This is a genomic window from Brevibacterium spongiae (assembly GCF_026168515.1).
In the GTDB taxonomy this organism is placed as follows: Bacteria; Actinomycetota; Actinomycetes; order Actinomycetales; family Brevibacteriaceae; genus Brevibacterium; species Brevibacterium spongiae.
On the sequence record NZ_CP093443.1, the window covers coordinates 3,890,416 to 3,916,800 of the forward strand.

The 26,385-nt window shown below is 65.5% G+C and carries 25 protein-coding genes; 6 read left to right on the forward strand and 19 right to left on the reverse strand.

The window, feature by feature from the left end:
* Positions 1–333 precede the first annotated feature (333 nt).
* The 5 genes from L1F31_RS17450 (at position 334) to L1F31_RS17470 (ending at position 5,448) form a co-directional block, all read left to right on the forward strand.
* A complete protein-coding gene (locus tag L1F31_RS17450) occupies positions 334–1,644 on the forward strand; it encodes a quaternary amine ABC transporter ATP-binding protein (RefSeq protein ID WP_265418488.1) in 1,311 nt (436 codons plus the stop codon).
* Positions 1,644–2,540 carry an ABC transporter permease gene (locus L1F31_RS17455; protein WP_265418489.1) on the forward strand — a complete coding sequence of 299 codons (897 nt, stop codon included), beginning with the start codon at positions 1,644–1,646 and terminating at the stop codon, positions 2,538–2,540. Before L1F31_RS17450 ends, L1F31_RS17455 begins: the two co-directional genes overlap by 1 nt.
* A gap of 53 nt (positions 2,541–2,593) precedes the next feature.
* Positions 2,594–3,502 carry a glycine betaine ABC transporter substrate-binding protein gene (locus L1F31_RS17460; RefSeq protein ID WP_265418490.1) on the forward strand — a complete coding sequence of 303 codons (909 nt, stop codon included), beginning with the start codon at positions 2,594–2,596 and terminating at the stop codon, positions 3,500–3,502.
* Positions 3,503–3,686: 184 nt separating this feature from the next.
* A complete protein-coding gene (locus tag L1F31_RS17465; RefSeq protein WP_265418491.1) occupies positions 3,687–4,238 on the forward strand; it encodes a methylated-DNA--[protein]-cysteine S-methyltransferase in 552 nt (183 codons plus the stop codon).
* A 307-nt stretch (positions 4,239–4,545) separates the two neighbouring features.
* On the forward strand, positions 4,546–5,448 hold the full coding sequence (locus L1F31_RS17470) for a glycine betaine ABC transporter substrate-binding protein (protein ID WP_265418492.1): 903 nt from the start codon (positions 4,546–4,548) through the stop codon (positions 5,446–5,448).
* 136 nt (positions 5,449–5,584) lie between these two features.
* Here the strand turns inward: L1F31_RS17470 and L1F31_RS17475 are convergent, their stop codons facing one another.
* The 5 genes from L1F31_RS17475 to L1F31_RS17495 form a co-directional block, all read right to left on the reverse strand.
* Positions 5,585–6,925, reverse strand: a complete 1,341-nt coding sequence (locus L1F31_RS17475) for a Dyp-type peroxidase (RefSeq protein ID WP_265418493.1) — start codon at positions 6,923–6,925, stop codon at positions 5,585–5,587.
* Complete coding sequence (locus L1F31_RS17480) at positions 6,888–7,520, reverse strand: copper chaperone PCu(A)C (RefSeq protein ID WP_265418494.1); 633 nt, start codon at positions 7,518–7,520, stop codon at positions 6,888–6,890. Before L1F31_RS17480 ends, L1F31_RS17475 begins: the two co-directional genes overlap by 38 nt.
* Positions 7,521–7,718: 198 nt before the next feature.
* Positions 7,719–8,072, reverse strand: a complete 354-nt coding sequence (locus tag L1F31_RS17485; protein WP_265418495.1) for a hypothetical protein — start codon at positions 8,070–8,072, stop codon at positions 7,719–7,721.
* Positions 8,069–8,371 carry a hypothetical protein gene (locus tag L1F31_RS17490; RefSeq protein WP_265418496.1) on the reverse strand — a complete coding sequence of 101 codons (303 nt, stop codon included), beginning with the start codon at positions 8,369–8,371 and terminating at the stop codon, positions 8,069–8,071. Before L1F31_RS17490 ends, L1F31_RS17485 begins: the two co-directional genes overlap by 4 nt.
* Positions 8,372–8,698: 327 nt before the next feature.
* Positions 8,699–9,349 (reverse strand): hypothetical protein, encoded by a 651-nt coding sequence (locus L1F31_RS17495; protein WP_265418497.1) that lies wholly within the window; start codon positions 9,347–9,349, stop codon positions 8,699–8,701.
* 57 nt (positions 9,350–9,406) lie between these two features.
* Between L1F31_RS17495 and L1F31_RS17500 the strand changes: the two genes are divergently transcribed.
* On the forward strand, positions 9,407–9,781 hold the full coding sequence (locus tag L1F31_RS17500; RefSeq protein ID WP_265418498.1) for a hypothetical protein: 375 nt from the start codon (positions 9,407–9,409) through the stop codon (positions 9,779–9,781).
* A gap of 215 nt (positions 9,782–9,996) precedes the next feature.
* Here L1F31_RS17500 and L1F31_RS17505 read toward each other — a convergent pair whose 3' ends face one another.
* The 14 genes from L1F31_RS17505 to dcd form a co-directional block, all read right to left on the reverse strand.
* Entirely contained in the window at positions 9,997–10,629 is a 633-nt protein-coding gene (locus tag L1F31_RS17505; protein ID WP_265418499.1) for a hypothetical protein, read from the reverse strand.
* Positions 10,630–10,670: 41 nt separating this feature from the next.
* Positions 10,671–12,113 (reverse strand): N-acetylglucosamine-6-phosphate deacetylase, encoded by a 1,443-nt coding sequence (locus L1F31_RS17510; protein ID WP_265418500.1) that lies wholly within the window; start codon positions 12,111–12,113, stop codon positions 10,671–10,673.
* A gap of 28 nt (positions 12,114–12,141) precedes the next feature.
* Positions 12,142–14,157, reverse strand: a complete 2,016-nt coding sequence (locus tag L1F31_RS17515) for a S9 family peptidase (protein ID WP_265418501.1) — start codon at positions 14,155–14,157, stop codon at positions 12,142–12,144.
* 252 nt (positions 14,158–14,409) lie between these two features.
* Positions 14,410–15,099, reverse strand: coding sequence for a hypothetical protein (locus tag L1F31_RS17520; protein ID WP_265418502.1), 690 nt, complete (start codon positions 15,097–15,099; stop codon positions 14,410–14,412).
* Positions 15,096–16,646 (reverse strand): ATP-binding protein, encoded by a 1,551-nt coding sequence (locus tag L1F31_RS17525; protein ID WP_265418503.1) that lies wholly within the window; start codon positions 16,644–16,646, stop codon positions 15,096–15,098. The genes L1F31_RS17520 and L1F31_RS17525 overlap by 4 nt, the downstream gene beginning before the upstream one ends.
* Positions 16,643–17,395: a response regulator transcription factor gene (locus L1F31_RS17530; RefSeq protein WP_265418504.1), complete on the reverse strand. Its 753-nt coding sequence runs from the start codon at positions 17,393–17,395 to the stop codon at positions 16,643–16,645. The genes L1F31_RS17525 and L1F31_RS17530 overlap by 4 nt, the downstream gene beginning before the upstream one ends.
* Positions 17,385–17,780, reverse strand: a complete 396-nt coding sequence (gene mnhG / locus L1F31_RS17535; RefSeq protein WP_265418505.1) for a monovalent cation/H(+) antiporter subunit G — start codon at positions 17,778–17,780, stop codon at positions 17,385–17,387. Before mnhG ends, L1F31_RS17530 begins: the two co-directional genes overlap by 11 nt.
* On the reverse strand, positions 17,770–18,423 hold the full coding sequence (locus L1F31_RS17540; RefSeq protein ID WP_265418506.1) for an MrpF/PhaF family protein: 654 nt from the start codon (positions 18,421–18,423) through the stop codon (positions 17,770–17,772). Before L1F31_RS17540 ends, mnhG begins: the two co-directional genes overlap by 11 nt.
* Positions 18,420–19,100, reverse strand: a complete 681-nt coding sequence (locus L1F31_RS17545; protein WP_265418507.1) for a Na+/H+ antiporter subunit E — start codon at positions 19,098–19,100, stop codon at positions 18,420–18,422. Before L1F31_RS17545 ends, L1F31_RS17540 begins: the two co-directional genes overlap by 4 nt.
* Positions 19,097–20,680, reverse strand: a complete 1,584-nt coding sequence (locus L1F31_RS17550) for a Na+/H+ antiporter subunit D (RefSeq protein WP_265418508.1) — start codon at positions 20,678–20,680, stop codon at positions 19,097–19,099. The genes L1F31_RS17545 and L1F31_RS17550 overlap by 4 nt, the downstream gene beginning before the upstream one ends.
* Positions 20,677–21,327, reverse strand: a complete 651-nt coding sequence (locus tag L1F31_RS17555) for a Na(+)/H(+) antiporter subunit C (protein WP_265418509.1) — start codon at positions 21,325–21,327, stop codon at positions 20,677–20,679. Before L1F31_RS17555 ends, L1F31_RS17550 begins: the two co-directional genes overlap by 4 nt.
* Positions 21,324–24,368: a Na+/H+ antiporter subunit A gene (locus L1F31_RS17560; RefSeq protein ID WP_265420464.1), complete on the reverse strand. Its 3,045-nt coding sequence runs from the start codon at positions 24,366–24,368 to the stop codon at positions 21,324–21,326. The genes L1F31_RS17555 and L1F31_RS17560 overlap by 4 nt, the downstream gene beginning before the upstream one ends.
* 168 nt (positions 24,369–24,536) lie before the next feature.
* Complete coding sequence (locus tag L1F31_RS17565; protein WP_265418510.1) at positions 24,537–25,712, reverse strand: hypothetical protein; 1,176 nt, start codon at positions 25,710–25,712, stop codon at positions 24,537–24,539.
* A complete protein-coding gene (dcd, locus tag L1F31_RS17570) occupies positions 25,709–26,335 on the reverse strand; it encodes a dCTP deaminase (protein WP_429860934.1) in 627 nt (208 codons plus the stop codon). Before dcd ends, L1F31_RS17565 begins: the two co-directional genes overlap by 4 nt.
* Positions 26,336–26,385: the final 50 nt, after the last annotated feature.

Consider the following 26,385-nt stretch of genomic DNA (forward strand, 5'->3'; position numbering starts at 1 on the left):
ACTCATTGAAGCAAGGATGCTTTTTACAGCAAAGGTTCCCAGGGAACACTAAACCGAATAAGGGCACATCTACATGACCCAAGCAATCTTTATAACAATCAAGTAACGTACATACCTATATCTTCCCAGGTCAGAGGGGCAGTCAAGCTCGCCACTCCGCTCAACCGCACAAATTCTCTGCTGAAAATACTGAACAAAACTACAATGGTGAGTGAGAAATCCGTGCGTGACAAGGCGAGTGTGCGATCAGACAGATACCGCCATCGCCGAATCGCGAAACGGGGGTGAAGCCTCTCGTTCTTGCGGAGGGTCAAGAATGCAAGGAGGAAACGCGTGAGCGTTGTCAAAGCATCAAACGTGTACAAGGTCTTCGGCAAGCGTGAAAACGAAGTCGTCAAGCGACTCGAAGAGGGCGCCGACCGCGATGACCTGACCAAACTCGGTACGGCTGCCGTCATCGACGCGAGCTTCGATGTCCAGGAGGGCGAGATCTTCGTCGTCATGGGCCTGTCGGGTTCGGGCAAGTCGACCCTGATCCGCACTCTCAACGGACTCTGGGCACCGACTGCCGGATCCGTCGAAGTGCTGGGCACCGACATCGCGAAGATCGATTCTGCCGCACTGCGCAAGGTCCGCAGCGAACACATCTCGATGGTCTTCCAGCACTTCGCTCTGCTGCCGCACCGCACGGTTCGGGACAATGCCGCATATGCCTTGGAGGTCCGCGGGGTCGCGAAGGCGGAACGGGACAAGTCGGCCGATCGCTGGCTCAAGGCCGTCGGCCTCGAAGGCTGGGGCGACAAGTTCCCCGAGCAGCTCTCCGGCGGCATGCAGCAGCGCGTCGGCCTGGCGCGCGCACTTGCGGCAGAGACCGACATCCTGCTCATGGACGAAGCCTTCTCAGCCCTCGACCCGCTGATCCGGCGCGAAATGCAGGAACAGCTCGTCGAGCTGCAGCGGGAGCTGAAGAAGACCATCATCTTCATCACTCACGATCTCAACGAAGCGATGTTCCTCGGCGACCGGATCGCAGTGATGCGCAACGGACGCATCGTCCAGGTCGGCACTCCGGAGGACATCCTCACCGATCCGGCCAACGACTACGTCGCCCAGTTCGTCCACGACGTCGATCGCGCGCGTGTCCTGACCGCCAACAATGTCATGGAGAAGGCGCGTCAGACCGTGACCAACCAGAACGGCCCCCGCGTCGCGCTGCGCACCATGCGTGAGAACAGCGCCTCGGGTGTGTACGTCACAGACAGGGACCGGAAGTTCCTCGGCCTCGTGAACGACCGTGACTGCATCGACCACATCAGGGCCGGGGCCACGACTCTCGACGAGATCATCAAGCCCGTCGCCCACCCTGCTTCACCGGACGACCTGCTCATCGATCTCTTCCTCCCGACTGCGGAGATGCCTATGCCGGTGCCCGTCACAGATGCTGACGGCGAACTCGTCGGCGTCGTGCCTCGCGCCACCCTGCTCGCCGCACTCGGCAACCAGAACGGCAATGACGAGCAGGCAACGGACTCCTCTGTCCAAGACTGGCCCGACCCTGTCGACACCGGCATCATCGATCAGGTGCTCGCCGAAGGAGACGATGCCGTCTCACCGCAGACCGCCGGCGAAAGGAGTGAGCGCTGATGGAGAACATCAGAATTCCGATCGGAGCCTGGGTCGATACTGCATTCGACTGGCTCAAAGAGAACGTCGCGTGGTTCTTCGACGCCGTGACCTGGCTCTTCAACTTCCTCATCGAGATCCTCACCGATGTGCTCGTCGACCTCCACCCGCTCGTCATCATCCTCCTGCTCGCCCTCATCGGCTGGGTGCTGCGGTCGTGGCAGATGGCTCTGGGCACCGTGATCACGATGTTCTTCATCATGACGATGGACCAATGGGTGGCATCGATGCAGACGCTGGCACTCGTCCTCATCGCCGCCGTCATCGCCGTCATCATCGCTGTGCCACTGGGTATCCTCGCTGCGCGCAACGATGCAGCCTCGACGGTCATCAAACCGGTCCTCGACTTCATGCAGACGATGCCGTCCTTCGTCTACCTCATCCCTGCAGTCACCTTCTTCGGCATCGGCGTCGTGCCCGGTCTCGTGGCCACGGTGATCTTCGCTCTGCCCCCGGGTGTGCGGTTCACGGAACTCGGAATCCGCGGGGTCGATTCGGAGACAGTCGAAGCTGGACAGTCCTTCGGCGCGACTCCCGGCCAGATCCTCCGTGGAGTCCAACTGCCTCTGGCCACGCCGACGATCATGGCCGGCATCAACCAGGTCATCATGCTCGCACTGGCCATGGCTGTCATCGCCGGCATGGTCGGCGCCGACGGCCTCGGAAAGAACGTCGTCGAAGCGATCGCCACCCAGAACCTGCCGCTCGGCGTCGAGGCCGGCCTCGGCGTGGTGATCATCGCGGTCTACCTCGACCGTGTCACCGCGGCCCTGGGCAACGCGAAGGACTACCCGCAATCGCTCATCGCGGGAATGCGTCGCCGCAACGCCAAGAAGAAGGCAGCTGCAGCGGCCTGAGCTGATGGACCATCCAGTCTGAATTGTCGACCACTAGAGAAAAGGAACACACAATGAAGAGAAGATTCCTCACCCCGATCGTCGCTGCAGTCGCAGCTCTCGGCCTTGCTCTGACCGGTTGCTCGCAGGAAGCGGCGAAGGACGACGGCGGAGGCGGCGACAAGGGCGACATCAAGCTCGGCTACGTCACCGGCTGGACCGACGGCCAGAGCATCTCGCTCCTGCTCGAGAACCAGCTGGGCGAGATGGGCTACAACGTCGAAACCCAGACCTTCAATGACGCCGCCGTCCTCTACGCCGGTGTCGCCAATGGCGATATCGACATGTACCCGTCCTCATGGCCCGAGGTCACGCACAAGCAGTACATCGATGAATACGGTGACAAGCTCGAAGACCTCGGTGCGTACTACGACAACGCAGTGCTGACGATCGCCGTCCCGAAGTACATGAAGGACATCAACTCGATCGAAGACCTCAAGGGCAAGGGCAAGGACTTCGGCGGCGAGATCATCGGAATCGAGCCCGGTGCTGGTCTGACGAAGGCCACCAAGGCGATGATTCCCGAATACGGTCTCGACGGCGAATACGAACTCGTCACCTCGTCGACCGCGGCCATGCTCACCGAGCTCGGCAATGCGACCGACGCGGAGAAGGACATCGTCGTCACCCTGTGGCGTCCGTTCTGGGCCAACAACGCCTACCCGGTCAAGGACCTCAAGGACCCGAAGGGTGCGATGGGCGACCCGGAGAAGCTCCACTTCACCGCAACCAAGGGCTTCAGCGAAGAGCACTCCGATGTCGCCGACTACATCGGCAACATCAAGCTCGATGACAAGCAGTACGGTGACCTCGAAGACCTCGTCGTCAACGAGTACAAGGACGATGGAGAGAAGGCCATCACCGAATGGCTCAAGGCCAACCCTGACGCCTACGAAGGCGAACTGTCCGGCGAAGACAAGTGATTCGCCGCGGCAGCTTCTGAGCTGACGGAGGCACCTCCTCCCCAGCTCAGCTGCGAGCAGTCATCAAGGTGCTGTGCCCTCCCGACTCGGACGAGTCGGGAGGGCACAGTCGTGTGAGTAGACTCGACTCAGTATCGCTGCACGGCACTGTGCCCGGAATGCGAGCCCGAATGGAGGACATGGGATGACGGACAGTTCGGCAGCTGTCGACACATTCGTCGGCCCCCTCACCGTGACCTGCGACGGACAGTCGGTCATCGGACTCGGATGGCACGCTCCCACCGATTCAGGCCCTGCTGATTCGATCCCCACCGTTTCGATCCCCACCGATTCGATCCCCACCGAGGCGGCCGCCGCCTCGGATCCGATCCTCGCCGAGGCGGTCGCCCAGCTGCGTGCGTACTTCGACGGCCGCCTCGGCGATTTCGACCTGCCCGTCGATTTCGGTCAGGTCTCGGACGTCGCCAGGGCGGTGCTGACGACCTTGGCTGAGCAGGTCCCGGCAGGCACCACGGTGACCTATGGTCAACTCGCCGAAGCCAGCGGAACTGGGATTCCCGCGCGTGCCGTCGGCGGGATCATGGGGCTCAACCCGATCCCGATCATCGTCCCATGCCACCGCGTTGTGGCTGGTGACGGACTGGGCGGCTATTCGGGCGGGCTGCCCGGGCACGAGCTCGAGACGAAGAGGCGCCTCCTCGAATTCGAAGACGCCCTGCCTCAGCCGCTGTTCTGACGCGGTCTCTGTTAAGCGTCCCTGACCCGCACCCCTCACACGTGTACCTCACACGTATGCGTGCAAGCCCCTCCGAGCCTTACGCGTATGCCAACGAACCATGCGCGAAAGCCAGCCAACCGTGCATCACAGCCTCTGAACTTCGCACCGAAACCACTGGAAGTCGCGTGATAACTGTGATTACATAGCTGTACCGGATTTTGTGATCACAAACACGTCTGCGTTCACATGTTCCTGCTCGAACCCCGGAAACCGCCACAGTCGGCGGTGTCCCCGTGTCCGAGCAGCCACAACGAAGAGGAAACCGATGAAATCACGCACACTCACCGCCGTCATCGCCGCAAGCGCGGCCCTCGGACTCGCTCTGAGCGGATGCTCCCAGGAGGCGAGCAAGGCCTCGGGCGCCGACGGCGACAAGGGAACGATCAAGATCGGCTACATCTCCTCGTGGTCCGACAGCCGCAGCACCGCGTTCCTGCTCGAGAACCAGCTCGAGAAGCTCGGATACGACACCGAGTTGGAGACGATCTCCGAGGCTGCGATCCTCTATGCGGGCGTCGCGAACGGCGACATCGACGTGTACCCCTCCGCCTGGCCGGAGAAGACCCACAAGCAGTACATGGATGAGTACGGCGACAAGATCGAGGACATCAGCACCTACTACGACAAAGCGCAGAACACCATCGTCGTGCCCTCCTACTCCGATATCGACTCGATGGACGAGCTCAAGGACAACGCTGAGAAGTTCGACAACAAGATCATCGGCATCGAACCCGGAGCCGGCCTGACCGCCGTGACGAAGGATTCGATGATGCCGGAGTACGACTTGGAGAAGGACTTCGAGCTGGTGACCTCCTCGACGCCGGCGATGCTCACCGAGTTGGGCAATGCCATTGATGCGAAGGAAGACATCGTCGTCACCCTGTGGCGGCCGTTCTGGGCCAACAATGCCTTCGACGTCAAGGATCTCAAGGACCCGAAGAACGCGATGGGCGATCCCGAGAAGATGCACTTCCTCGGCACCGACGGCTTCAGCGATGAGTTCCCCGAGGCTTCGGAGCTCATCAAGGGGATCAAGCTCGATGACAAGACGTACGGGGAGCTTGAGAACCTCATCGTCAATGAGTACGAAGAGGGCCAGGAAGGCGATGCCGTCGACCAGTGGATCAAGGACAACCCGAAGGCCTTCGACTCCGAACTCACCGACTGAGCATCTGCTCAAGCATCTGCCTGGGCCGGTGACCTGAAGCTCCTCACCGAATCAGCCCGGCATTGCCATCTGGCGCACGCTCGACCAGCGCGGCCGCCGCACCCGCTTCTGCGAGTCCGGCGGCCGCGCTGTGGGCTCACCCCTCGAAGAGCTCCTGCCCGATATACCCTCCGTCCGAGGCTCCGGGCGGGATCGCCCACACCGTCGACCCGATCGGAGTCGTCCACTCGTTGAGCAGGTCCACCTCGGCGAGGCGGCGTTGGATCGGCAGGAACTGCCGCTCGATATCGGCCTGGAAGGACGCGAACAGCAGCCCTGATTCCTCACCGGCTCCGGTCTCGTAGTTGAACGTGCGCCGGTGGATCTGCACCTCGGGTCCCAGCCCGTCCCGGGCCCGAGCGATATGCGCGGCTTTCGAGATCGTCGTCAGCCCGCGCTCATCGACGGCGGTGAAGTCCGGGACATCGAATTCGTCGGTGCCCGACAGTGGAGCTCCCGTGTCCAAGGTGCGTCCGGTCGAGAACTCCCGGGCGGGACGGTCGGCCTTGTCCCAGGTGTCGAGGTTCATCGCAATGTCCCTCAGCACCAGCGTCGTCCCTCCGCGCAGCCACTCCGGCAGGTGCGCGCCGAGGTCGGCCGGGGGTTCGCCCCGCGCCGAGAACACCGGTTCGGATTGTCCGGTGCCGGCACCCCAGATGATCCTTGCGAAATCCTCGGAACCGGGACCGGGGTTCGCTGTGCCGTCGAGCTGGCCGAAGAGGTTGCGCTGCGTCGCCCCTTCACCCGAACTGCCATAGGCCCGGCGGAACCCCTCCCGCTGCCATGCCACCTTCGCAAAGGACCTGGAGTCCTTGAACAGCATCCGCCTGGCATGGGCCAGGGTCAGCGGGTCGTCTCCGCAGATCTGGAGGAGCAGATCCCCCGTGCTTCGCTCCGGTTGAAGACGGTCGATGCTGAACGCCTCGAGAGGCTTCAGCCATTCCGGCACCTTGTTCTTGCCGGCCAACGCGACGAGACCGCGCCCGAATCCGAAGGTCACCGTCAGACGGGCGGGATCCGCGGCGAGCTCGGTTTCGGAATCGGCCAGCGGAGCCTGGCCCTGAGTGAGCGCGGCCGCATCTGCGGTGAGCAGACGCAGCCAGCGGACCGCCTCGGCGGCTGTGATCCCCGGTCGCAGCGTGAACGCGAGGAAATGTGCATACGCCTGCGGCGGAGTCTCGACACCGGATTGGTGAGTGCCGTAGAACGGTTCGACCTGTGCCCCGTTCGCCCCGTCCAGATCTCGCCGAGGCGGCTCTCCCTTCCCGTCGGCCGCGTCCGCGGATCCGGGACCGCTGCGGCCGAATCCGAATCCTGCGGTCGCTCCGATGAGTCCGGCACCGCCGGCGGCGGCCGCCGAGGCGATGAGACCTCGGCGGCTGAAACCGGCGCGTGAGGGCTCAGTGGTCACCGTGGTCACCGTGGTCGGAGTCCTCATGGCCGGAGTCCTCGTGGTTTGAGCCTTCGTGGTCACCGTGATCGGCCTCGCCGGGGGCGTAGTCCTCCTGAGCTCCGGAGTATTCCTTCGCCACTGCCGTGACCTCGATGGTCTGGTCATCGGCCGTGACGAGTTCGAGGCTGATCTGCTCGCCGGGATTGATCGCCTTCTTCAGGCCCATGATCATGATGTGGTCGCCGCCGGGCTCGAGGCTGAGGCTCTCTCCGGCCGGAATGTCGAAGCCGCCTTCCTTCTCCTGCATCGACATGCCTCCGGAGCCGTCTTCAGCCGTTTCGTGGAGTTCGACCATCTTCGCGTCCGGGTACTTCGCCTCGACGAGGTTGATGTCGTGGTCGGTGTTGTTGCTGACTTCGCCGAAGACCGCGGTCATTCCGTCCTCGGCGGCCTTGACCCAGGCGTCGTCGAAGCTGAGCGCCTCGGCGTCGACTTGGGTGCCGGCGGGGCTGTTCGATGCCGAGTCGCCCGCTTCGGTCTGCGGCGAGTCGGCTGCTTGGCCCTCGGAGGATCCGCAGCCGGTCAGGCCGATGACGACGGCGATGGGCAGGGCTGTGGCCAGGGTGATGTTCTTTCGCATGATGTCTGCACTTTCGTGTCCCGGTGCAGTCGACGACGATCGCGTACGAGCCGTTGCGGGTCCGCGCCGTCGGCGCACGACGGCGCATCAGAACGCACGAAAGCGCACCGGAGCGCACGAGCATAAGGTCGTGTGCGTGTTCGACTGTCACCATTCGATGGGTGGGTTGACGGCGGTCTCCGCCGTCGGAATGAGGTGTCAGACGAGCGCAGGCGGACCGCGACGATAGTTCGCCCCGACGACGGCAGAGGTGATCGGCTGCGGAAGCCGGAACCCTGCGAGCACGGAACGGAACGGGGGATCGGCAAGGATGCCGGCCGCCTCGGCGAGGGCGCGCAGAGCACCGACGACCGGGCCCAGGGCCAGCTGCAGAATGCTGAGGACGATGTCCTCGCCGCGCTTGAGGATCACCGCGGTGATGAGCACCACCGCAAGGTGGGCGAGGACCATCGCGGATGACATCTCACCGTGGCTGTGGACGGCGGCCGCGGCTGCCGGTCCGAGGTCAAGGGTGCCCGGAGCCGGGACGATGTGCCCGGCGTGGGCATTCATCGCCGTGGTGCGCCCTCCCCCGCCGAGGCGGAGTGTCCGCCCGAATGCGAACCGGAGTGACCGAGTGCCGACCAGCTCATCGTCAGGTGCATCGGCACCTGTCCGAGGCCGAGCAGTGCGGTGAGGCTGAGATATCCGCGGCGTCGACCAGCGAAGATCATCGCCATCCAGAGCACGAGCACGACGCCAGTGGCCGGCAGTGAGGCGCTGCCCCCGGCACCGAGGTGCATGAGCAGGGCCAGCAGAGTCGTGATGAGGGCGGCGAAGAGCGCACGCACGGACTTCGTCCATCCGGTCATGTCCCCTCCTCCCCTGTGTCACCGAGGTGACCCTGTCCAGGGTCGAATCCTCAGCCGATTCACACATTCTACACATTGTAGAAGCCTTTGTGCGGGTGAAATCCGGAATCTGTCTACCGCGACGGTTCTGATGAAGGCGATGCGATGCGACGACACGCTCCCACCGACTCGTGCTCTTCCTGTCCACAGACATAGACCCGTTTGTGGTCGATCCGCCGAGGCGAAATCACTGTCCTGCCGAGTTCGCCTCGGTCCTGTGACCACATCTGAAGGCTCGCACCCGGCCCATCCTTCGAAGTCAGGCGGACAGACAGCTTGCGACCAAGCTCAGCCGGTGGTGCCGGTGCAGTCGCTGTGATGCAGCCACGCCGATTTGTCCCACTCGTGCTCACAGGCCACCTGGGACCCAATAGTCATCCACAGCCCCTTCGTTCCACCTTTCCGTTCGGCGAACACAGCAGTGACGATTCGAGGATGAATGGATACAACGACAAGCGCCTGGCACCGCGGCTCTTCCTGTCCGCTGACGCGGCGCACCACGGGATCAGCGAATGGAACCTTCGAACTCCCGAACCGACGGATCGGGTGATGCACGGAGTTCGAGCCGACCCGCATCGCCTGGTCGCACGCGTTGCGCCCGAATGGGCAGACGACGAATGGGACCGCACAGGCTTCATGCTCCGGGCCCTCCAACTGAAATACCCGCAGATCGCTGCCAGCCACACGTCGGCAGCGGTGCTCTACGGGTTGCCGCTCCCCCACGGCAGCACGGACGGACAGTTGCACGTGTCGGTCGATGATCGGAATCTGCGGATTCGACGTCCCGGAGTTGTCCTGCACCGGGTCGTCGACTTTCAGCGAACGAACCTGTACGGCCACCAGCTCATGACTGGCCCTCCGCTCTTCGTGCAATTCGCAGCTGTTCTCGATGTCCAGTCTTTGGTCGCCCTCGGGGACGCGATGATCGGAGGTTGGCATGGCCAGAGGCTGTGCACCCTCCAACAGCTGAGAGAGCATATCGATTCTCTTAGATCCGTGAGGAACCGACGTCGCGTCGGGGAAGCCCTTGCCCTCATCCGACCAGACGTCGACTCCCCGCGAGAGACCGAACTCAGACTGTGGATCATGTCGGTCGGTCTGCCCGAACCCGAGATCCACCCTCAAATCTGCTGCGAGCAGCTCAAGGCGACGATTCGACCAGACCTCGGCTACCCTGCAGCACGGTTGGCGATTGAGTACGAAAGCGATTTCCACCGTACGGACAGACGCCAGTGGGATATCGATATCGAACGGGAGAACGCCCTTGCGCACGAAGGATGGACGCTCATCAGAGTGACCTCTCGCACCGATCGGCGCGTGCTCGAGCGGCAGATCCGTACTCACCTCGAGCGATTCGGGCTCTCCGTCTGACCAACGCCTGCCCAGACGGTCTGGCCTGTCCGGACCGGTCCGTGTGCGCTGCACAAGCGATTTTGTGGTCACAGCGCCGAGGAGAATCATCCGATTCGGCCAGAGCACCTCGGCGCTGTGACCACAAACAGCGTCTTGAGGGCCCCGTCAGCGGCCCACGGGGGCTCACCTGGCGACTCGTGGGCTGACCCAGTGGCCGTAGGTCTTGTCCACGGCTACATCCGCAGCCACGTGTCGGCGGTCTTCTTGACCATCGCACCGGCCGACTCGGCGGCATCGGTCCACGTGACGAGTTCGCCTGCCGGGTCGGTGGTCGAATCGGAGAGGACGATGACGTCGAAGTTGCACACGAGGCCGGCCATCGCCGAAGCGTAGACCGCACCTCGAGTGCCGACGGAGTTGAGCCGTTCAGCGGAGTCGGACGGCTCGCCGGCGGCTGCGGTGTCTGCGGCGTCTGCGGTGGAACCGGCGTCGCCGGCGCCGGCGTCTGCGGCGGAACCGGTATCAGTCGGAGCGGGGTCCGTATCGGCATTCGCGGGGGAGACATCAGTCGCGTCCGCGCCGGCGATGATGATCCGGTCGACAGCCAGATCATGCAGCCCGGCTGCGAGGTCGTCGACACCTTCGAAGACGTCGGGTCCGTTCGAGCGCAGCACGAGGTCCTCTTCGTCGGGGACGAAGATGCTCAGCTCCTCGTCCGGGGTCTCGGCGAGGTCCTCCTTCGTGGAGGCGAAGATGAGCACACCGCCCACGGCCCGGGTGCGGGTGACGATGTCGCCGAGAGTCTCCATGGCGTCATCACTGGGGTAGCTGGCGTCGTCGGTGTCTATGAGGAGCAGGGCATCCATACACTCAATCGTGCCATGACGTGCACACAGCCGCGAAGTGGTCAGGCGCCGATCCGAGACTCTCGGATGCTCATGTCCCCCTCGAGCAGCAGGAGATCAGCCGGCATCCCGACCGCAAGCAGCTGCGAAGCCTCGTCACCGGAACCGCCGGAACCGGTCTCGACACTGGCCTCAACGGAACCTGTGAAACCTGCGGAACCGGGTCGCCGCGCTTCCGACTGACCGCCGGGCGCCTGTCCCAGCGCCCGCAAGGGCACCAGACCGGCGGCCTGCACGGCATCGATAGGACTCAGTCCCACCTCGGTGACGGCGCGCCGGACCGCGGCGTCCATGGTCAGGGTCGACCCCGCGATCGAACCGACCGAACCATCGCTCGCCGTCAGGCGGGCCACCGAATCCTCCACGGTCACCGGCAGCGAACCGAGCATGTACTGTCCGTCGTTCATTCCCGTGGCCGCCATGGCATCGGTGATGAGCGCGATGCGGCCGGGCACGAGCTCGTGGAGCATACGTGTTACTGGGGCTGCGACGTGGACGCCGTCATTGATGAGTTCGACGGTGACCTGGTCGTTCTCGGCAGCGGCGATGACAGGGCCCGGGGCCCGGTGGTGGATGCCGGGCATCGCATTGAACGCATGCGTGAGGATGGACGCGCCTGCGTCGAAGGCCGTCGCGGTCAGCTCATAATCGGCGGCCGTATGGCCGATGGCCACGCGCACCCCGGTCGAGGTGAACCTGGCGATCGCATCGAGCGCGCCGGGCAGTTCAGGGGCGATGGTGATCTGCGCAAGCGTCCCATCAGCGGCGTCGAGGATCGCCTCAACCGCTGCGCGCGTGGGCGCTGTGAGCACCTCGGGCGCGTGCGCCCCCTTGAAGTCCGGGGACAGGAACGGACCCTCGGCGTGCAGGCCGATGACTCCCTCGAGGTTGCGGACGAGCTGCGCGCCGACACGCAGGGACCTGCAGAGTCCGTCGATCGTGTCCGAGACGTATGACAGCGCAAGGGCTCGGGTACCGTGCGCGCGGTGCACGGCGAGGATCGTCTCGATCTCCTCGGCCCCGTCCTCCGCGCTGGCTCCGCCCGCGCCGTGACAGTGGATGTCGACGAACGCCGGCGCCACATACCCGCCGTCGCCATCGATGACCTCGACCGTCGCCGAGGCGGCCACGTCCTTCCAGCCATCACCGCGTCCACGCGCGGTGACTACTCCCCCACCGAACGCGATCCACGTATCCGCGGTCTCCGCGGTGAACGTCTCCCTATCCCCGTCGAGGATGCACGCATTGCGGATGACCGCCTCGGTGCCCGTGCTCGAGGTGCCGGTGCTCGAGGTGCCGGTGCTCGAGGTGCCAGTGGTCGGGGTGCCGGGGGTAGAGGTGCCTGTGGTCGAGGTGCCAGAGCTCGAGGCACCAGTGGTCGAGGCGCCGGGCAGTGCCTGTCCGGGTGAGCTCTGTCCGCCTGAGCTCTGTGCGGGTGGGGTCATCGGGATCCTTCCTTCGCTCTGCGCTCGTTCACCCCAGGGTGCGGACGCGGTTCGCTTCGATGCCGAGCACATGCGTGTCGAGGAACGCGAGCACCGTGCGATACCAGACCTCGGCATTGCCGCGGCCGAGGATCCAGTGCCCCTCATCCGGGTAGTACAGGAACCGGTGCTGAGTGTCGCCATCGGCGTCGAGCGGAGTCTTCGCCTGGGTGAGCAGGTCGAGCCACAGCTCCTGCCCCTGCCCGATCGGCACTCGGTAGTCCTTGTCGCCGTGGATGACGAGTACGGGCACTTCGATATCGGCGGCGTACAGATGCGGCGAGTACTGCGCCGACTGTTCCCGCATCGCCGCGTCCCATGACGCGTTGTCCGTCGTCCGCCCCATCGACGTCGTGTTCCACAGCGAGGCGTGGGTGACGATGCATTTGAACGTGCTGCCCGTGTGCCCGGCAACCCAGTTGGCCATGTATCCGCCGTAGGAACCGCCGGCCAGGGCGATGTGCTCGGTGTCGATGTCGCCTCGCTGCCCGGCCGCCTCGGTCAGGGTCATGATGTCGGTGAACGGGGTGCCGCCCAGCTGCTGCTGACCGCGGTCGATCATCGCCTGGCCGTACCCGGTCGAGATCGCCGGGTCCGGCAGCAGCACCGCGTAGCCGGCGGCGGCGAAGGGTCCGGGGTTCCACCGGTACGTCCACGCATTCCACGACCCCCACGGTCCGCCGTGCGCGAAGACGACCAGCGGGTGCGGCCCTTCGCCCTCCGGCAGCACAAGCCACGCCCGGATCGGGGTGCCGTCCTCGGCTCGGGCCTCCACCTCGGTGAGGGTGCCCTCCTCGTCGAGGGGCGTCGCCGGGTTCGCGAGTTCGCTGATGACTCCGGAGGTGAGATCGATCGAGATCGGCATGGGTGCGACATCGATCGCCGAGGCGGTCCCCACCACCGTGTCCCCGCGCAGCGCGAGACCGGAGAACGAATATTTCTGGTCGATGCCGCCGACGAGGCGTCGCGGCTGCGCATCGGTCAGGTCGCCGATGAAGACGCTGCCGCGACCGTGATCGTCGGCGGTCGCGACGATCGTCGAATCGTCGACCCAGATCGGAGAGAACCAGAAATCAGCGTCCGGCCACACTGGGGTCAGTTCCGCCGTCTCGACATCGAGAACCATGAGCTCGATTGAGAGATTGGTCTGTGGAGTCCAGAACTGTTCCCGGCTGACCAGGGCTTTCGTCCCATCGGGGCTGATGGCCTCGATGCCGAAGCCATGATCGGCGGCCGGTTTCGTCAGTCGGTGCAGCTCGGGTTCGCCGTCGAGGCTGACCCGCCAGATCTCGCTGGCCTCGAGCTGGCCGGGGATCGGCTTCTCGAGCTGGACGAGAACGAACCGAGCGTCATCGTCGACGGCCCAGTCGACGAGGCGACCGGACGGCAGCGACAGGTAGTGGAAGTCCAGGCCGGACGGGCCGCTGAACTCATCGGTGACCTCCGGGAAGTCGGTGGCCGCCTCGTCGAGCTTCGCAATTGCCAGGGTCTGCCTGCCGGGTCCCAGATCATGGTCCCAGCGGCGGACCGGGAACCCGGTGTGGAGGATGCCGCTGACCTTCGCATCGCTGCGTTCGGAGCTGAATTCCTGGTGGTCGTTCTCATCCGCTGCCCACGTATGAACGGGGAATTCGACGATGAGGGTCTCGTTCTTGATCTCGATGCGGGAGAAGCCGCCCTCATGCTCGGCGAGTCGGCGGGCCTCGCCGCTGTCGGGAAGCGCCCACAGGCTCGGGCTCTCGGCGTCCTTGCCGTCCTCGCCCTTGCGTTTGGAGGCGAAGACGATCGTGCCGTTCTCGCTCAGAGCCGCCGGTCCGATCGACTGATCGCCGCGGGTGATGCGACGCGGCACGTCTCCGCTGATATCGGCGAGGTGGCTGAGGGAGGAGTTTCCCTCGGAGTTGAGGAACGAGTACCGGGCGATGACGCGGCCGGCCTGATTCGTCAGGAGTTCTTGCAGGCGGCGGGCGTCGAGGAGTCGGGTCACTGCATCGTGGGTCGTCATCTCTCCATCCTAGTTCTCAACCTGCCTTCCCGGGCAGTGTGCGGAACCTCCCGGCGACGCGCGGGAACTTCCGGTAACGCGCGGGAACTTCCCGGCGACGCGCCGGAACTCCCGGCGACGCCCGAGAACTCCCGGTGACGCCCGGGAGCTCCCGGCGCAATGCCGACGACGGCCGCTCACGTGAAAGCCGGTAGATGCTCTCCTGAAGGCCAGCCGGTCGAGGCGCTCCGGAATACCGGTCGATGTCCTGGCCTAGCGGAAGCTCGGCGCCGGAATCTTCTCGCCGTTGATCGTCACTGTCGGCAGCATCTTCTTGAAATCCTCGGCAGCTTCCGCATTCGTCTTCGGCGTGCGCATGCCGACGGCGACGCTCACGAGCCGACCATTGAGTTTGAACGCGGTCTCGACCCCGTAGAAGACAGTGGCCTGCTGATTGATGGCGAGGATCTCGGTCGGTCCGAGCTCTCCCTGATAGCTCCAGTAGCTTCCGGCCGACAACGCCCCCACCCGTTCGGCGAGAACCTGAGAGTCCTGCTCGCCGAAGGCGAACTTGCGCTTCGTGTCGACGACGGACTGTGCGCTGTCATCGAATTCCTCCGCACAGTCGACGACGATCACATCCGAGTCGAGACTGCTCTGCCCACGCGAGAAGCTGCTGAACCGCTCCGTGTCCCCGGCCCCCGCCGTCCAATCGTCACCGAGCGCGAAGCTGACATCGACCGGGCAGGTATCACCGAGGTTGACCGTCTGTTTCGACATCCCCTCGGGAATGCCCGCATCGGTGGGCTTCTCCGTAGGCTCCGGGCCCGCGGTCTCGTCCACCCCGACGCGGATCGGGCCGGCGTCCTTGTCTTCCGTGCGGATCTGCAGCACCGAGCATCCGCTGAGGAGGAGACTCAGAACGGCCCCGGCCGCGACGGTGCGCAGTGATCGTGAGATCACTGCCGACCGCCGTGGTCATCGCGATAGGGCTGCTGGGAACCGCTGTTCGGCTGGCCGCCGGACTGCTGGGGACCATGATTCGGTAGGCCGGAGTTCTGGGGACCGGAGTTCGGTTGGCCGCCGCGTTGGGGGCCAGTGTTCTGGGGGCCGCCTTGGGGACCTGTGTTCTGAGGACTCGGGTTCTGGGGGCCCGTGTTCTGGGGGCCTGGATTCGGCTGTCCAGGATTCGGCTGCCCGTAGGGCTGCTGGCCCGGCTGCGATCCGTTCGGCTGCGAACCGCCCGGGTGCTGGCCGAAGTTCTGTTGGCCGACGTTCTGTTGGCCGGGCTGGCTGCCGACCGGAGGCCCGCCGTAGGGCTGATTGCCTGCGTTCGGGTTCGATCCGGGCTTCGGCGGTTTGAACTGGGAATGCTGACCGGAATCCGGTGGGAGTCCACCCGAGACGGACTCCCCGGTCGTGCGGTTGACCAACGCACCGTCGACCCTCTCGAGGCGACGTTTCGAGGTCCGCCGCGGGGTGCCCAGAATCCGACCCTGCAGCTCGGCCTCGCTCGGCTGCCGGGGCGGAAGGTATCCGGGGGCCTGACGAGAATCGGCCTGCTGCATCGGCTGCACCGGATGCGATCCGGCGGCGACCCGATCCATGTGCTCCGACATCTGCGGAACGGTCACCGGAGCGGCATCGGCAAGGACCGGCAGGACCATGCGCACCGAGGTGCCCACGCCTTCCTGACTGAACAGCTGCACCGAACCGCCATGGCGGGTGACGATCGCGCGGACGAGAGACAGTCCCATTCCGGAGCCGGCGACCGCCCGGACCCGGGAGCCGCGCGAGAGCTCGTCCCAGACGTTCTCCTGTTCGGCCAGCGGAATTCCGCTGCCGGTGTCGGCGACCTCGACGACGACCCAGCGGTGACCGTCGATGATCTGCTCATTGGCGCGCAGTTCGACGACCTCGGCCTGCGAGGAGTATTTGAGTGCGTTGCCGAGCAGGTTGAGGATCGCGGTGAGCAGCAGATCCTCTTCACCGGCGACATCGGGCAGCCGCCAGGGTGCCCGGGCCACGGTGGCCACGATCATCCGGTCCTCGGCGCCGGGAGCGGTGGACGCATCCTCGACGGCCTGGTGGATGAGCGCATCGAGGTCGACCCGAGCGTATTCGATGATGCGCGTTTCGACATCGGCGAGTTTGCGCAGATCAGCGAGCAGCCGGGCGACCCGGCGGGAGGACACGTCGACCTGCTTCGCGGCAGGTTCGACCTCGGTCAGCGTCCCGCCGTCGCGGACGACCTCACGAATGCTCGCCGCCGAGGTGCGCAGCGCCGTGAGCGGATTCTTCAGCTCATGGTCCAGGCGGATGAGCATGCGGTTGCGCTTCGTCATCGAGTCCTCGGCTGTGGCCGCCTCGATGGATTCGCGCAGCTGTGCTTCGCGCTTCTTCAGGTACCGCCATCCGAACCAGGCGCCGACAGCGAGCCCGCCGAGCACGAGGACGAGCAGGAGCAGGAACAGCCAGACCTGGATCTCGATGACGAGGAAGTTCGTCATAGGGACCTCTGCCCGTCCTCACCGCGAACCTCGCCGACGAAGCGGTAGCCGCGCCCCTGCACGGTGGCGATCCATCGCGGTTCGGCGGCGTCCTCGCCGAGCACCCGCCTGAGCTCGGCGACTCGCGAGTCGACGGCGCGGGTGCCCACGGCCTCTTCGAATCCCCAGAGCACCTCGAGCAGTCGGGAGCGTTCGATGAGCTCCTCCTTATGCACCATGAGGTACTCGAGCAGGGTGAAGCCCTTCGGGGTGATGACGAGTTCCCGCTGGCCCAGCCAGGCTCGCCTGCCCACCCGGTCGACGCGCAGACCGAAGCTCGAGACGAGCACGGGCGCGGTGGCCAGGGGCGGACCGTCGTTGCGGGTCCGGCGCAGAACCGCGCGGATGCGGGCGACGAGTTCGTGCGGGTCGAAGGGTTTGTTGAGGTAATCGTCGGCGCCCTCTTCCAGAGCCATCGCGCGCTCGACGCCCTCACCGACCTGGGTCAGCAGCAGCACCGGCACCCAGTTCTCCTCCTGCCGCAGGCGGCGGAGCACCTGGCGGCCGTCGGCGCCGGGCATGAGCACGTCGAGGACGCACACATCGGGTTTGTGGCGGTGGATCTCGTCGAGGGCCAACAGGCCGTCGCTGGCGGGGAGCACCCGAAATCCGGAACGCTCCAAGAAGGGGACGACGGCGCCGAGCACATCCGGCTCGTCATCGGCGACCAGGACGAGGGGCTGGGGTTCGGTGTGGTTATCAGCCGTCATGGTGCTCAGTTCCGGTTCCTCTCTGGCGTTCCCAGGCGACCTCCCGGGCCTCGGCACGGTCGACCGCCTCGGCGAGTTCGTCTCGGTACAGCATAGAACGACGCAGGTGTTTGGTGCGATAACCGGCACGTCCGACCATGTGGGTGGCGACGGGGATCGTCACGAGCTGGAAGGAGATGATGATCGCCAGCGTCGTCACCGTCGCCCACGTCGGGAACTGGATGGCGACCGCCACAGCCACGAGCATCAGCCCCAGCACCTGGGGTTTCGCACTCGCGTGCATGCGTGAGAGCAGATCCCCGAACCGCACGAGGCCCAGTGCCGCGGCCAGTGACAGCACGGCGCCGAGGAGGATGAGCACGGCAGAGATGAGATCAAGAACCACGGTTGTTCCCCTCTCCTTCGCCGGAGGACATGTGCTCGGCATCATCGGGTCCGGCGTCAGGGCCGGTGCCCTCGCCCTCTCCGCCGGCATCGGCATGGGAATCGTAGGACGAATCCGCGATCTCGGTGACCTCATCGACCTCGCCGCTGGGACGAACCGTCTGTGCCGGTTCCGCTCCGGACTCAGCACGCGGCTGGGTGCGGCCGGCCGCCTCGGTGGAATCGTCGGCCGCCTCAGCCGAATCACTAGTGGCCGTCTCGGCGGGATCACTCGTGGCCCTCTCGGCGGAATCGGCCGCCGTTTCACGGGGCATATGCCAGTCCGAGCTCGAGAAGTCCGACAGCGCCCCCGCCTCGGCGCCGGGTGTCATCGAATCGGATTTCGACACGTACCGGGACACGCTCACGGACCCGACGAAGCCGAGCATCGCGAGCACGATGAGCACGGGCAGCAGATCCGTGCGGTCGGACAGGGCCATGTACCCGCCCAGGCCGCACATGATCGCTGCGAGCACGACATCGGTGCCGATCATGCGGTCGAGGATCGAGGGTCCGCGGACGATGCGGTAGAGCGCGAGGATCACCGAGGCGGCCAGCAGCACCGCACCGCTGATGACGATGACGTCGAGGACGATCTGACTCATGCGCCTCCTCCCTCGGCCTCACCGAGCGGATCGGGACGGGCGCGCAGAGCGGCCAGGTCACGGGCCGAACCGAGCGTGCGGATGAGCAGCTCCTCGATGTGATAGACCTGCGCCTTGGCCTTGTGCAGCTTCTCCTCCGAATCGCAGTCGAGGAAATGGAGGTAGAGGATGCCCATCGCCCGGTCGCTGTCGATGATGATCGACCCGGGGATGAGGCTGGCGGTGTCGGCGATGAGGGTGAGCACGAGGTCCGAGCTCGTGCGCAGATCGCAGGCGATGACCGAACCGGCGCCGACGGCGCGGCGGCGGAAGGCGTACCAGGCGACCTCGATCGAGGCGTAGAGGACCGAGTAGAGGAACCACAGCCCGAAGACGGTGGCGTGCCAGATGTTGAATCGGCCCGAGAGCACGACGGGAGGGAGGTAGAACACGCGGGTCACGACGAAGGCGAGGATGATTCCCGTGACCACTGTGACCACGGTGATCGAGTCCCACAGCATCAGCCACAGCAGCACCAGCGAGATGACCAACACGAACTGCTGGATGATTCCGCGGCCCCGACTCATCCGCGGCCGGCTCGTCCCCGGCCCCCGGTTGACGCCCTGTGCCCGGTTCGGGTTCTGCGCTCGGTTCGGGTTCTGTGCACGGTCGGCACCCTGCGCTCGGTTCGGGCTCATCCGTGGTCACCTCCGAGCACATTCGAGACGTAGTCGATCGGGGTCTGCAGATTCTCGGCGGCCCGGTTCGACATGTCCCACAGGGGTTCGGCCGCGACCGTGAGGACGATGGAGGCGATGACGACCACCGAGGTGGCCACCACCATAGCAGGGGGCACTCCGATCTGGGACTTCCACTTCTTCCCCGCCAGAATCGTCTTCTTCCGGTCCGAGAACTCCTCGACGAGGTCCTCATTGGGCTCTTCGACATCGGCCGGGTCGCGCCAGAAGGCGAGGTTGAAGGTACGGCCGATGACGTAGAGCGTGAGCAGACTCGTCACGGTGCCGGCGACGATGAGCACTGTCGGCAGCCACGCATGATCGTCGAAGCCGGCGAGGAACAGCGCGACCTTGCCGATGAACCCGGAGAACGGCGGAATGCCTGAGAGGTTGAGTGCCGGGATGAAGAAGAAGATCGTGAGCACCGGCGAGAGCACCATGAGACCGCCCAGCGAGCGCGTCGAGGTGGACCCGCCCCGCATTTCCACCAGACCGATCGCCAGGAACAGCGCGGTCTGGACGATGATGTGGTGCACCGTGTAGTAGATCGCCGCGGACAAGCCGACACTCGTGCCCAAGGCGACGCCGAAGAGCATATAGCCGATATGGGAGACGAGGGTGAAGGACACGATCCTTTTGATCTCCGACTGCGCGATGGCACCGAGGATGCCCACCAACATCGTCAGACCCGCCGCGATGAGCAGCGGCACCCGCAGCGAGGACTCGGCGAACAGCAGCGTCTCCGTGCGGATGATCGCGTAGATGCCGACCTTTGTGAGCAGTCCCGCGAAGACCGCCGTGACCGGGGCCGGCGCGGTCGGGTACGAGTCGGGCAGCCAGAACGAGAGTGGGAAGATCGCGGCCTTGATGCCGAAGCCGAGCAGCAGCATGACGTGGAGGATCATCTGCACGTCGGACGGCAGGGCGGAGATCCGGTCCGAGAGCTGCGCCATGTTCACGGTTCCGCAGGCCGCGTAGATGATGCCGATGGCGGCGAGGAAGATCACCGAGGAGACGAGCGAGATGATCACATAGGTGACTCCGGCCCGGATGCGTTCGGCGGTGGCGCCGAGGGTGAGCAGCACATACGAGGCGACGAGGAACATCTCGAAGCCGACGTAGAGGTTGAACAGGTCCCCGGCGAGGAACGAGTTCGCGATGCCTGCGCACAGCACCAGGTAGCTGGGGTTGAACACGGAGATCGGAGTCTCGTTCGAATCGTCGTTGGCGTCCTGGCTCAGGGCGTAGACGAGCACGCACAGGGTCACCAGCGAGGACACGATGAGCATGATCGCCGAGAGCCTGTCCGCCACGAGCACGATGCCCGCCGGCGGCTGCCAGCCTCCGATCGCCACGACCTGCGGGCCGTGGCTGTCGACTCCGAAGAGGATGATCGTGGCGATGACCATGACGGCGAGCAGGATCGCGATCGACACGGCGTTCTGCGCACGCGTGTGCTTCGAGAGGATGAGGGTGATTCCGGCGCCGAGGAGCGGCAGCAGCACCGGGAGCGGGATGAGGACGGGGAGGAGATCGATCATGAACGGTCCTCCTTCCCGGGTTCGTCACCCTGTTTGTCGTCTTGGGCCGCTTCTGCTGCCTCGGACTCAGAGGCACTGTGCGCTTCCGTATGGGACTCCACCGCCGCCTCGGCGATGGCATCGGCCTCTGCCGAGGAGGACGCGTCGTCGATGTCGTCGGCGATGTCCTCCCGCTGGGCGGGCGTGCCGTCGTCGTCGAGGTCGACGGCCCCGATGATCGGGGACTCGGCCTCATCACCGAACTCGGTGTCGTCGTAATCCGTGCTCGCCTCGGCCTCGGAGTCGATGACCCGCGTGATCGCGACCTGAAGGTCGGTGTCGTCGTCCTGCAGAGAATCGGCGCGCATAAGCCTCCACGACCGGTAGATCATCGCCAGCAGAAAGGCCGTCACGGCGAAGGTGATGACGATGGCCGTGAGGATGAGCGCCTGCGGCAGCGGATCCGACATCCCTGCAGTCGACAGGTTCTTCCCGTCAGTGAGCGGCGGCGATCCGCGGCCTGCGGTGAGGATGATGAGCAGGTTCGCGCCGTTGCCCAACAGGATGAAGCCGAGCAGGACGCGCGTGAGCGACCTCTCGAGCATGAGGTAGATGCCGGCGGCGAAGAGGACTCCCATGGCCAGGACCATGACGAAGGGCAAGCTCACAGGCGGCCCCCTTCCGCACCGTTGTCGACGTCGAGTTCGTTGACGCGGTCCATGATCTCCGAGACCGCGCGGTGTTCGGCCGTCGCACCCATGCTGTCGGAGAAGTGGACGTTGTCGTGGATGCGGTTCGTGAGCATCGCTTCGTCGCGCTCCTGATGCAGGTCGACCTCGGCGCCGAGGGAGCGGAGGATGTCGAGCATGAGGCCGATGACGATGAGGTAGACGCCGATGTCGAAGAGCGTCGAGGTGCCGAAGGACAGATGACCCAGCAGCGGCAGGTCGCCTTCGAGGTAGACGGAGTCGAAGACCGTGTCGCCCCACACCCAGCCGCCGACGACGGTGAGAATGGCGGTGACCAGACCCGTGCCGAGCATTCCCGAAGGGGTGAAGGGGGCCGCCTCAGCGAGTTCGTACTTGCCGCCGGCGAGGTAGCGCACGACGAGAGCGAGTCCGGCGACGAGGCCGCCGGCGAAACCGCCGCCGGGCTCGTTGTGGCCGGCGAAGAGCAGGTAGACGGAGAAGACGATGACTGCATGGAAGATCAGGCGCGCGGTGACCTCGAGGATGATGGAGCGGTTGCGCGGGGCCAGGGTGCGACCGGCGATGAGCCAGGACACGCGCTTCTGGGACAGGTCCTCCCGCTCCGGGTTGTGGAGGTCGACGACGTCCTCGGACACTGGATGGAAGCGGACCCGGCCGGCCGCCTCGGTGCCGTCCTTCTTCCGTTCGAAGCGGTGCAGGTGGCCTTCGCGTCCGCGGACGAAGATGAGTCCGGCGACGCCGGTTCCTGCGGCCACGAGCACGGAGATCTCACCCATGGTGTCCCAGGCGCGGATGTCGACGAGCGTGACGTTGACGATGTTCTGGCCGTACCCGAGTTCGTAGGCCAGCTGCCCGAAGTCCGTCGAGACCGGATCGGCAACGCGCACTCCGGCGGCGATGAGGACGACGAGCATCACGGTCAACCCCACGGCGCCGCCGATGATCGCCCGCCAGGCTGGGGTGAGACGGCCGGTGGATTCGCCTATGCGGGCCGGCAGGCGGCGGAGGACGAGGACGAAGACGACGATCGTGATGGTTTCGACGAGCACCTGGGTCAGCGCCAGGTCGGGGGCGCCGACGAAGGCGAAGTAAGCGACCATCGCGTAACCGGAGATGCCGGTGACGACGACTGCGGTGAAGCGCTTCTTCGCTCGTGTGGCACTGATCGCGACGACGATGAGGACGGTCGCGACGATGAAGTCCAGCGGAGTGTCGGAAAGCCGGAATTCGATGTTCCAGGTGTCGTTGACGATCACGGCGAGGCCGATTCCGGCAACCAAGACGAAGTAGACCACACCCTGGTAGAACGGCAGCGAACCGCGCTGAGTACGGGCGGTGACCCACAGTGCCAGGGCCTCCATCCAGCCGATGAGCCTGCGGTAGAGCTCGTGGAAGTCGATGCCCGACGGCAGCGTCGACTGCACGCTTGCGAAGGGACGGCGGAGGAAGAAGATGGCCAGTCCGGCGGCGAGCGTCACTGCGGTGAAGGCGAGTGCCGGCCCGAAACCGTGCCACAGCGCCAAGTGGTAGTGCCCGTCTCCGGCGGCCACGGCCGGCAGGTCTGCCGTCCAAGCGGAGAAATAGCCGTCGAGGAGCCCGGCGCCGGGGCCGAGAGCCAGGGTGAGCGCGGTGAGGATGAGCGGGGAGACGACGAGGCCGAGCTTCTCGTCGCGGCGGGCGATGTCGTCGACGCCGGGCTTCGATGAGAACGCTCCCCAAACGAACCGGGCCGAGTAGGCGACGGTGAGAATCGATCCGATCATGATGCCGATGAAGCCGATGATCGAGGCCTTGTCCGGGGAGGACAGGAGGGTCGAGTAGGCGGCTTCCTTCGCGGCGAAGCCGAGCATCGGAGGCAGTCCCGCCATCGAGGCGGCCGCGATCGTCGCGCACACGGCGACGACGGGGAATGCCTTCCAGCCGCCGGAGAGCTTCGTCAGATCACGAGTGCCGGCACGGTGGTCGATGATGCCAACGCACAGGAACAGGCAGGACTTAAAGAGGGCATGGGCGATGAGCAGCCCGAGTGCCGCCTTCGTGATGTCCGGGGTGCCGAAGGAGGCCATGGTGGTGAGGAATCCAAGCTGGGAGACCGTGCCGAAGGCCAGCAGCAGTTTGAGGTCGGTCTGCTTCAGCGCCTGCCAGCCGCCGATGAACATCGTCAGCAGGCCCAGAGTGAGCAGCACCTCGGTCCAGCCGGGGATGTTGTTGTAGCCGGGAGCCAGGCGCAGGACGAGGTAGATGCCGGCCTTGACCATGGCTGCGGCGTGCAGGTACGCGCTGACCGGGGTGGGTGCGGCCATGGCGCCGGGCAGCCAGAAGTGGAAGGGCAGGAGCGCGGATTTCGAGATCGCACCGATGAGGATGAGGATGATCGCGGAGACGATGACCGGCCCGGTGTCCATACCCTGCTGTGCCCGGTCGATGAGCGTCGAGATCTGCCCTGTGCCGGTGGCGGTGATGAGCAGGATCATGCCCACGAGCATGGCGAGTCCGCCGGCGGTGGTGACGATGAGTGCCTGCAGGGCCGCCTGTCGGGAGCGGCGCCTGGACTGGCTGTGTCCGATGAGCAGGTAGGAGAAGACGGTGGTGCCTTCCCAGAACAGGTAGAGCATGAGCAGCTCGTCGGCGACGACGAGTCCGTACATCATTCCGGCGAAGGCCATGAAGATGCCGGCGAACCGGGCCAGGCCGGGCTCGTCGGGCGGGAAGTAGCGGGCGCAGTAGATGAAGACGAGGGCGCCGACTCCGGTGACGAGCAGAGTCATGATCCATGAGAGCACGTCGAGGCGGAAGACGCCTTCGAGTCCGAGCTCGGGAATCCAGTCCAGGTTCTCGACGATCGGTCGGCCCGCCGGGCCGAAGATCTTCTGCAGCTTCGACAGGCTCAGCAGCAGTCCGGCGAAGGGAACGAGGGCGAGGAAGAAGAAGGCGTTGCGGCCGAAGAGGCGAACCAAGGGGTAGGCGATGACAGACGCGCCGAAGAAGGCACCTGTCATGGCTATCACCGGGCGCCACCTCCGTCATATGCCTGTTTGCGGGAATTCCTCTAGGAGACATTTTTGCACGGGCAACGTCGGTTTCCACAATCACGGCACGTGCGCTGGAAGACGTCTTCGGCCGTCATCGCGGCGATCAGAGCGGTGGTCGGTAGGTGCTCGGTGAGCTCAGCCGCGCAGCTGTCGACTGGTCACGAGGAAGCCGTTCTCATCGACTCCCACACCATCGCTGCCGACGAGGATCTCCGCACCGATCGCATCGGTCAGCCGAGCCACCTCGGCGCGCATCCTCCGGAACCTGCGCCGCGGATTCGGCCGGTAGCGCTGGGACTCGGTGTCCATCCAATGGACGTGGTATTCGATCTGCGGGGAATCCGTGTGGGCAGCCACGATCGGCGGAAGCCACTCGGCCTCCATGACGCGGATCTCCAGACTGCCGGCGGACTCATCGATGTCCCCGAGCGGAACGAGGAGGGCATAGCCGTCGAGGATGACAGGAGCCGAGGCGTCGAAGAGCGGGTCGTCGATGCTCGCCTGTGCCAGCACATCCTCGTCGGGGGTCGGCAGCGACTGCTGGAAGGCGTGCGGAGCGTGGCGGCGCACGAGCTCCAAGGCCACCTGCGGTTCCAGCCAGTAGGGCGAATACAGGTAGAGGTCGACCTTCGCTTCGGGGTCGGGGATGATCACTCGCGTCGGCAGTCCCGGCTCATCGGCGAGGCGGACTCCCGTATGCAGGCGGGAGGCGATGGCGAGCATGAGGCTGAGGATCCGCTCCTCCTCGCGGTCGGGCATGCCGTCCGGGAAGGCCTCATTGAGTCCGTCGGCATCGGCGAACCAGTCCGGCGGCGGGGTCGGCTGGCGATCGCGGGGACAGTCGACGACGATCGCGTGGTGGGCCCAGTCGGGGACTTCGAGGGCGGCGGCATCGGCGGGGTCGAGGACGGTGCCGGAGCTCAGCCGCGAATGCCTGCTCAGCCGCATCTGTGCGTGTTCGTCGAGCGTCGGATTGAGGTCCGGCAGCTTGTTGTGGATGAGCGCGAGGGCGTCGGAGATTTCGACGGCATCGTCGAGGAGGAGCAGGTGGAATCCCCGCAGATCCGCCGAGGTGGGGGTGTCGACCGGCGCGGAAGCGCGGTGTTCGCCGTACCCGGGTCGACCCGTCGAGGGCATTCCGGTCCGCCGCCGACTCGCAGCGGAAGCATCGGATGCGGGGCTTCGGTCCGCGGCGGGTGCTGGGCTTCGGTCCGCGTCGGGTGCGCCCTGGTAGCGCGCGGCGTCTGCGCGCTCGCGTTCGGCGCGTTCGGCGGCTTCGCGTTGCAGCCGCAGTTCGCGGCGGGTGATCACATGCCCCTCCGGTAGAAGTTGAGGTGCGATCGGGAGGCGGTCGGACCGCGCTGGCCCTGGTAGCGGTTTCCGGTGACCTGCGAACCGTAGGGATTGACCGCTGCGGAGCTCAATCGGAAGAAGCACAGCTGCCCGATCTTCATGCCCGGCCACAGTGTGATCGGCAGAGTCGCGACATTGGACAGCTCGAGGGTGACGTGACCGCTGAAGCCGGGGTCGATGAATCCGGCGGTCGAATGCGTCAGCAGGCCGAGCCGGCCAAGCGAGGACTTCCCTTCGAGTCGCGCCGCCACATCGTCGGGCAGGGTCACGAGCTCATGCGTGGAGGCGAGGACGAACTCGCCGGGGTGGAGGACGAAGGGCTCGCCGGGTGCGGCCTCGACGAAGCGGGTGAGCTCGGGCTGCTCGAGGCTCGGATCGATGACCGGGTATTTGTGGTTGTCGAAGAGCCGGAAGTACCGGTCGAGGCAGACATCGACGCTGGCCGGCTGGATCAGCGAGGGGTCGTAGGGGTCGAGGGCGATGCGGCCGGAGTCGAGCTCGGCGCGGATGTCGCGGTCGGAAAGCAGAGTCACGTGTCTGATGGTAGTCGTTCCGCTCTCTGTACGCTCGGGATCCGTCATCTGGAATGCTCGAAATTTTCCTTGAGCACCTAGCGACACGCCGCCTGTAG

What these genes read in the sequence shown, in the direction of transcription:
- L1F31_RS17455 (WP_265418489.1), top strand. Translation starts at nt 1,644, where the DNA reads ATGGAGAACATCAGAATTCCGATCGGAGCCTGGGTCGATACTGCATTC.
- L1F31_RS17460 (WP_265418490.1), top strand. Translation starts at nt 2,594, where the DNA reads ATGAAGAGAAGATTCCTCACCCCGATCGTCGCTGCAGTCGCAGCTCTC.
- L1F31_RS17465 (WP_265418491.1), top strand. Translation starts at nt 3,687, where the DNA reads ATGACGGACAGTTCGGCAGCTGTCGACACATTCGTCGGCCCCCTCACC.
- L1F31_RS17470 (WP_265418492.1), top strand. Translation starts at nt 4,546, where the DNA reads ATGAAATCACGCACACTCACCGCCGTCATCGCCGCAAGCGCGGCCCTC.
- L1F31_RS17475 (WP_265418493.1), bottom strand. Translation starts at nt 6,925, where the DNA reads ATGAGGACTCCGACCACGGTGACCACGGTGACCACTGAGCCCTCACGC.
- L1F31_RS17480 (WP_265418494.1), bottom strand. Translation starts at nt 7,520, where the DNA reads ATGCGAAAGAACATCACCCTGGCCACAGCCCTGCCCATCGCCGTCGTC.
- L1F31_RS17485 (WP_265418495.1), bottom strand. Translation starts at nt 8,072, where the DNA reads ATGAATGCCCACGCCGGGCACATCGTCCCGGCTCCGGGCACCCTTGAC.
- L1F31_RS17490 (WP_265418496.1), bottom strand. Translation starts at nt 8,371, where the DNA reads ATGACCGGATGGACGAAGTCCGTGCGTGCGCTCTTCGCCGCCCTCATC.
- L1F31_RS17495 (WP_265418497.1), bottom strand. Translation starts at nt 9,349, where the DNA reads ATGCCAACCTCCGATCATCGCGTCCCCGAGGGCGACCAAAGACTGGAC.
- L1F31_RS17505 (WP_265418499.1), bottom strand. Translation starts at nt 10,629, where the DNA reads ATGGATGCCCTGCTCCTCATAGACACCGACGACGCCAGCTACCCCAGT.
- L1F31_RS17510 (WP_265418500.1), bottom strand. Translation starts at nt 12,113, where the DNA reads ATGACCCCACCCGCACAGAGCTCAGGCGGACAGAGCTCACCCGGACAG.
- L1F31_RS17515 (WP_265418501.1), bottom strand. Translation starts at nt 14,157, where the DNA reads ATGACGACCCACGATGCAGTGACCCGACTCCTCGACGCCCGCCGCCTG.
- L1F31_RS17525 (WP_265418503.1), bottom strand. Translation starts at nt 16,646, where the DNA reads ATGACGAACTTCCTCGTCATCGAGATCCAGGTCTGGCTGTTCCTGCTC.
- L1F31_RS17530 (WP_265418504.1), bottom strand. Translation starts at nt 17,395, where the DNA reads ATGACGGCTGATAACCACACCGAACCCCAGCCCCTCGTCCTGGTCGCC.
- L1F31_RS17540 (WP_265418506.1), bottom strand. Translation starts at nt 18,423, where the DNA reads ATGAGTCAGATCGTCCTCGACGTCATCGTCATCAGCGGTGCGGTGCTG.
- L1F31_RS17545 (WP_265418507.1), bottom strand. Translation starts at nt 19,100, where the DNA reads ATGAGCCCGAACCGAGCGCAGGGTGCCGACCGTGCACAGAACCCGAAC.
- L1F31_RS17550 (WP_265418508.1), bottom strand. Translation starts at nt 20,680, where the DNA reads ATGATCGATCTCCTCCCCGTCCTCATCCCGCTCCCGGTGCTGCTGCCG.
- L1F31_RS17560 (WP_265420464.1), bottom strand. Translation starts at nt 24,368, where the DNA reads ATGACAGGTGCCTTCTTCGGCGCGTCTGTCATCGCCTACCCCTTGGTT.
- dcd (WP_429860934.1), bottom strand. Translation starts at nt 26,335, where the DNA reads ATGACGGATCCCGAGCGTACAGAGAGCGGAACGACTACCATCAGACAC.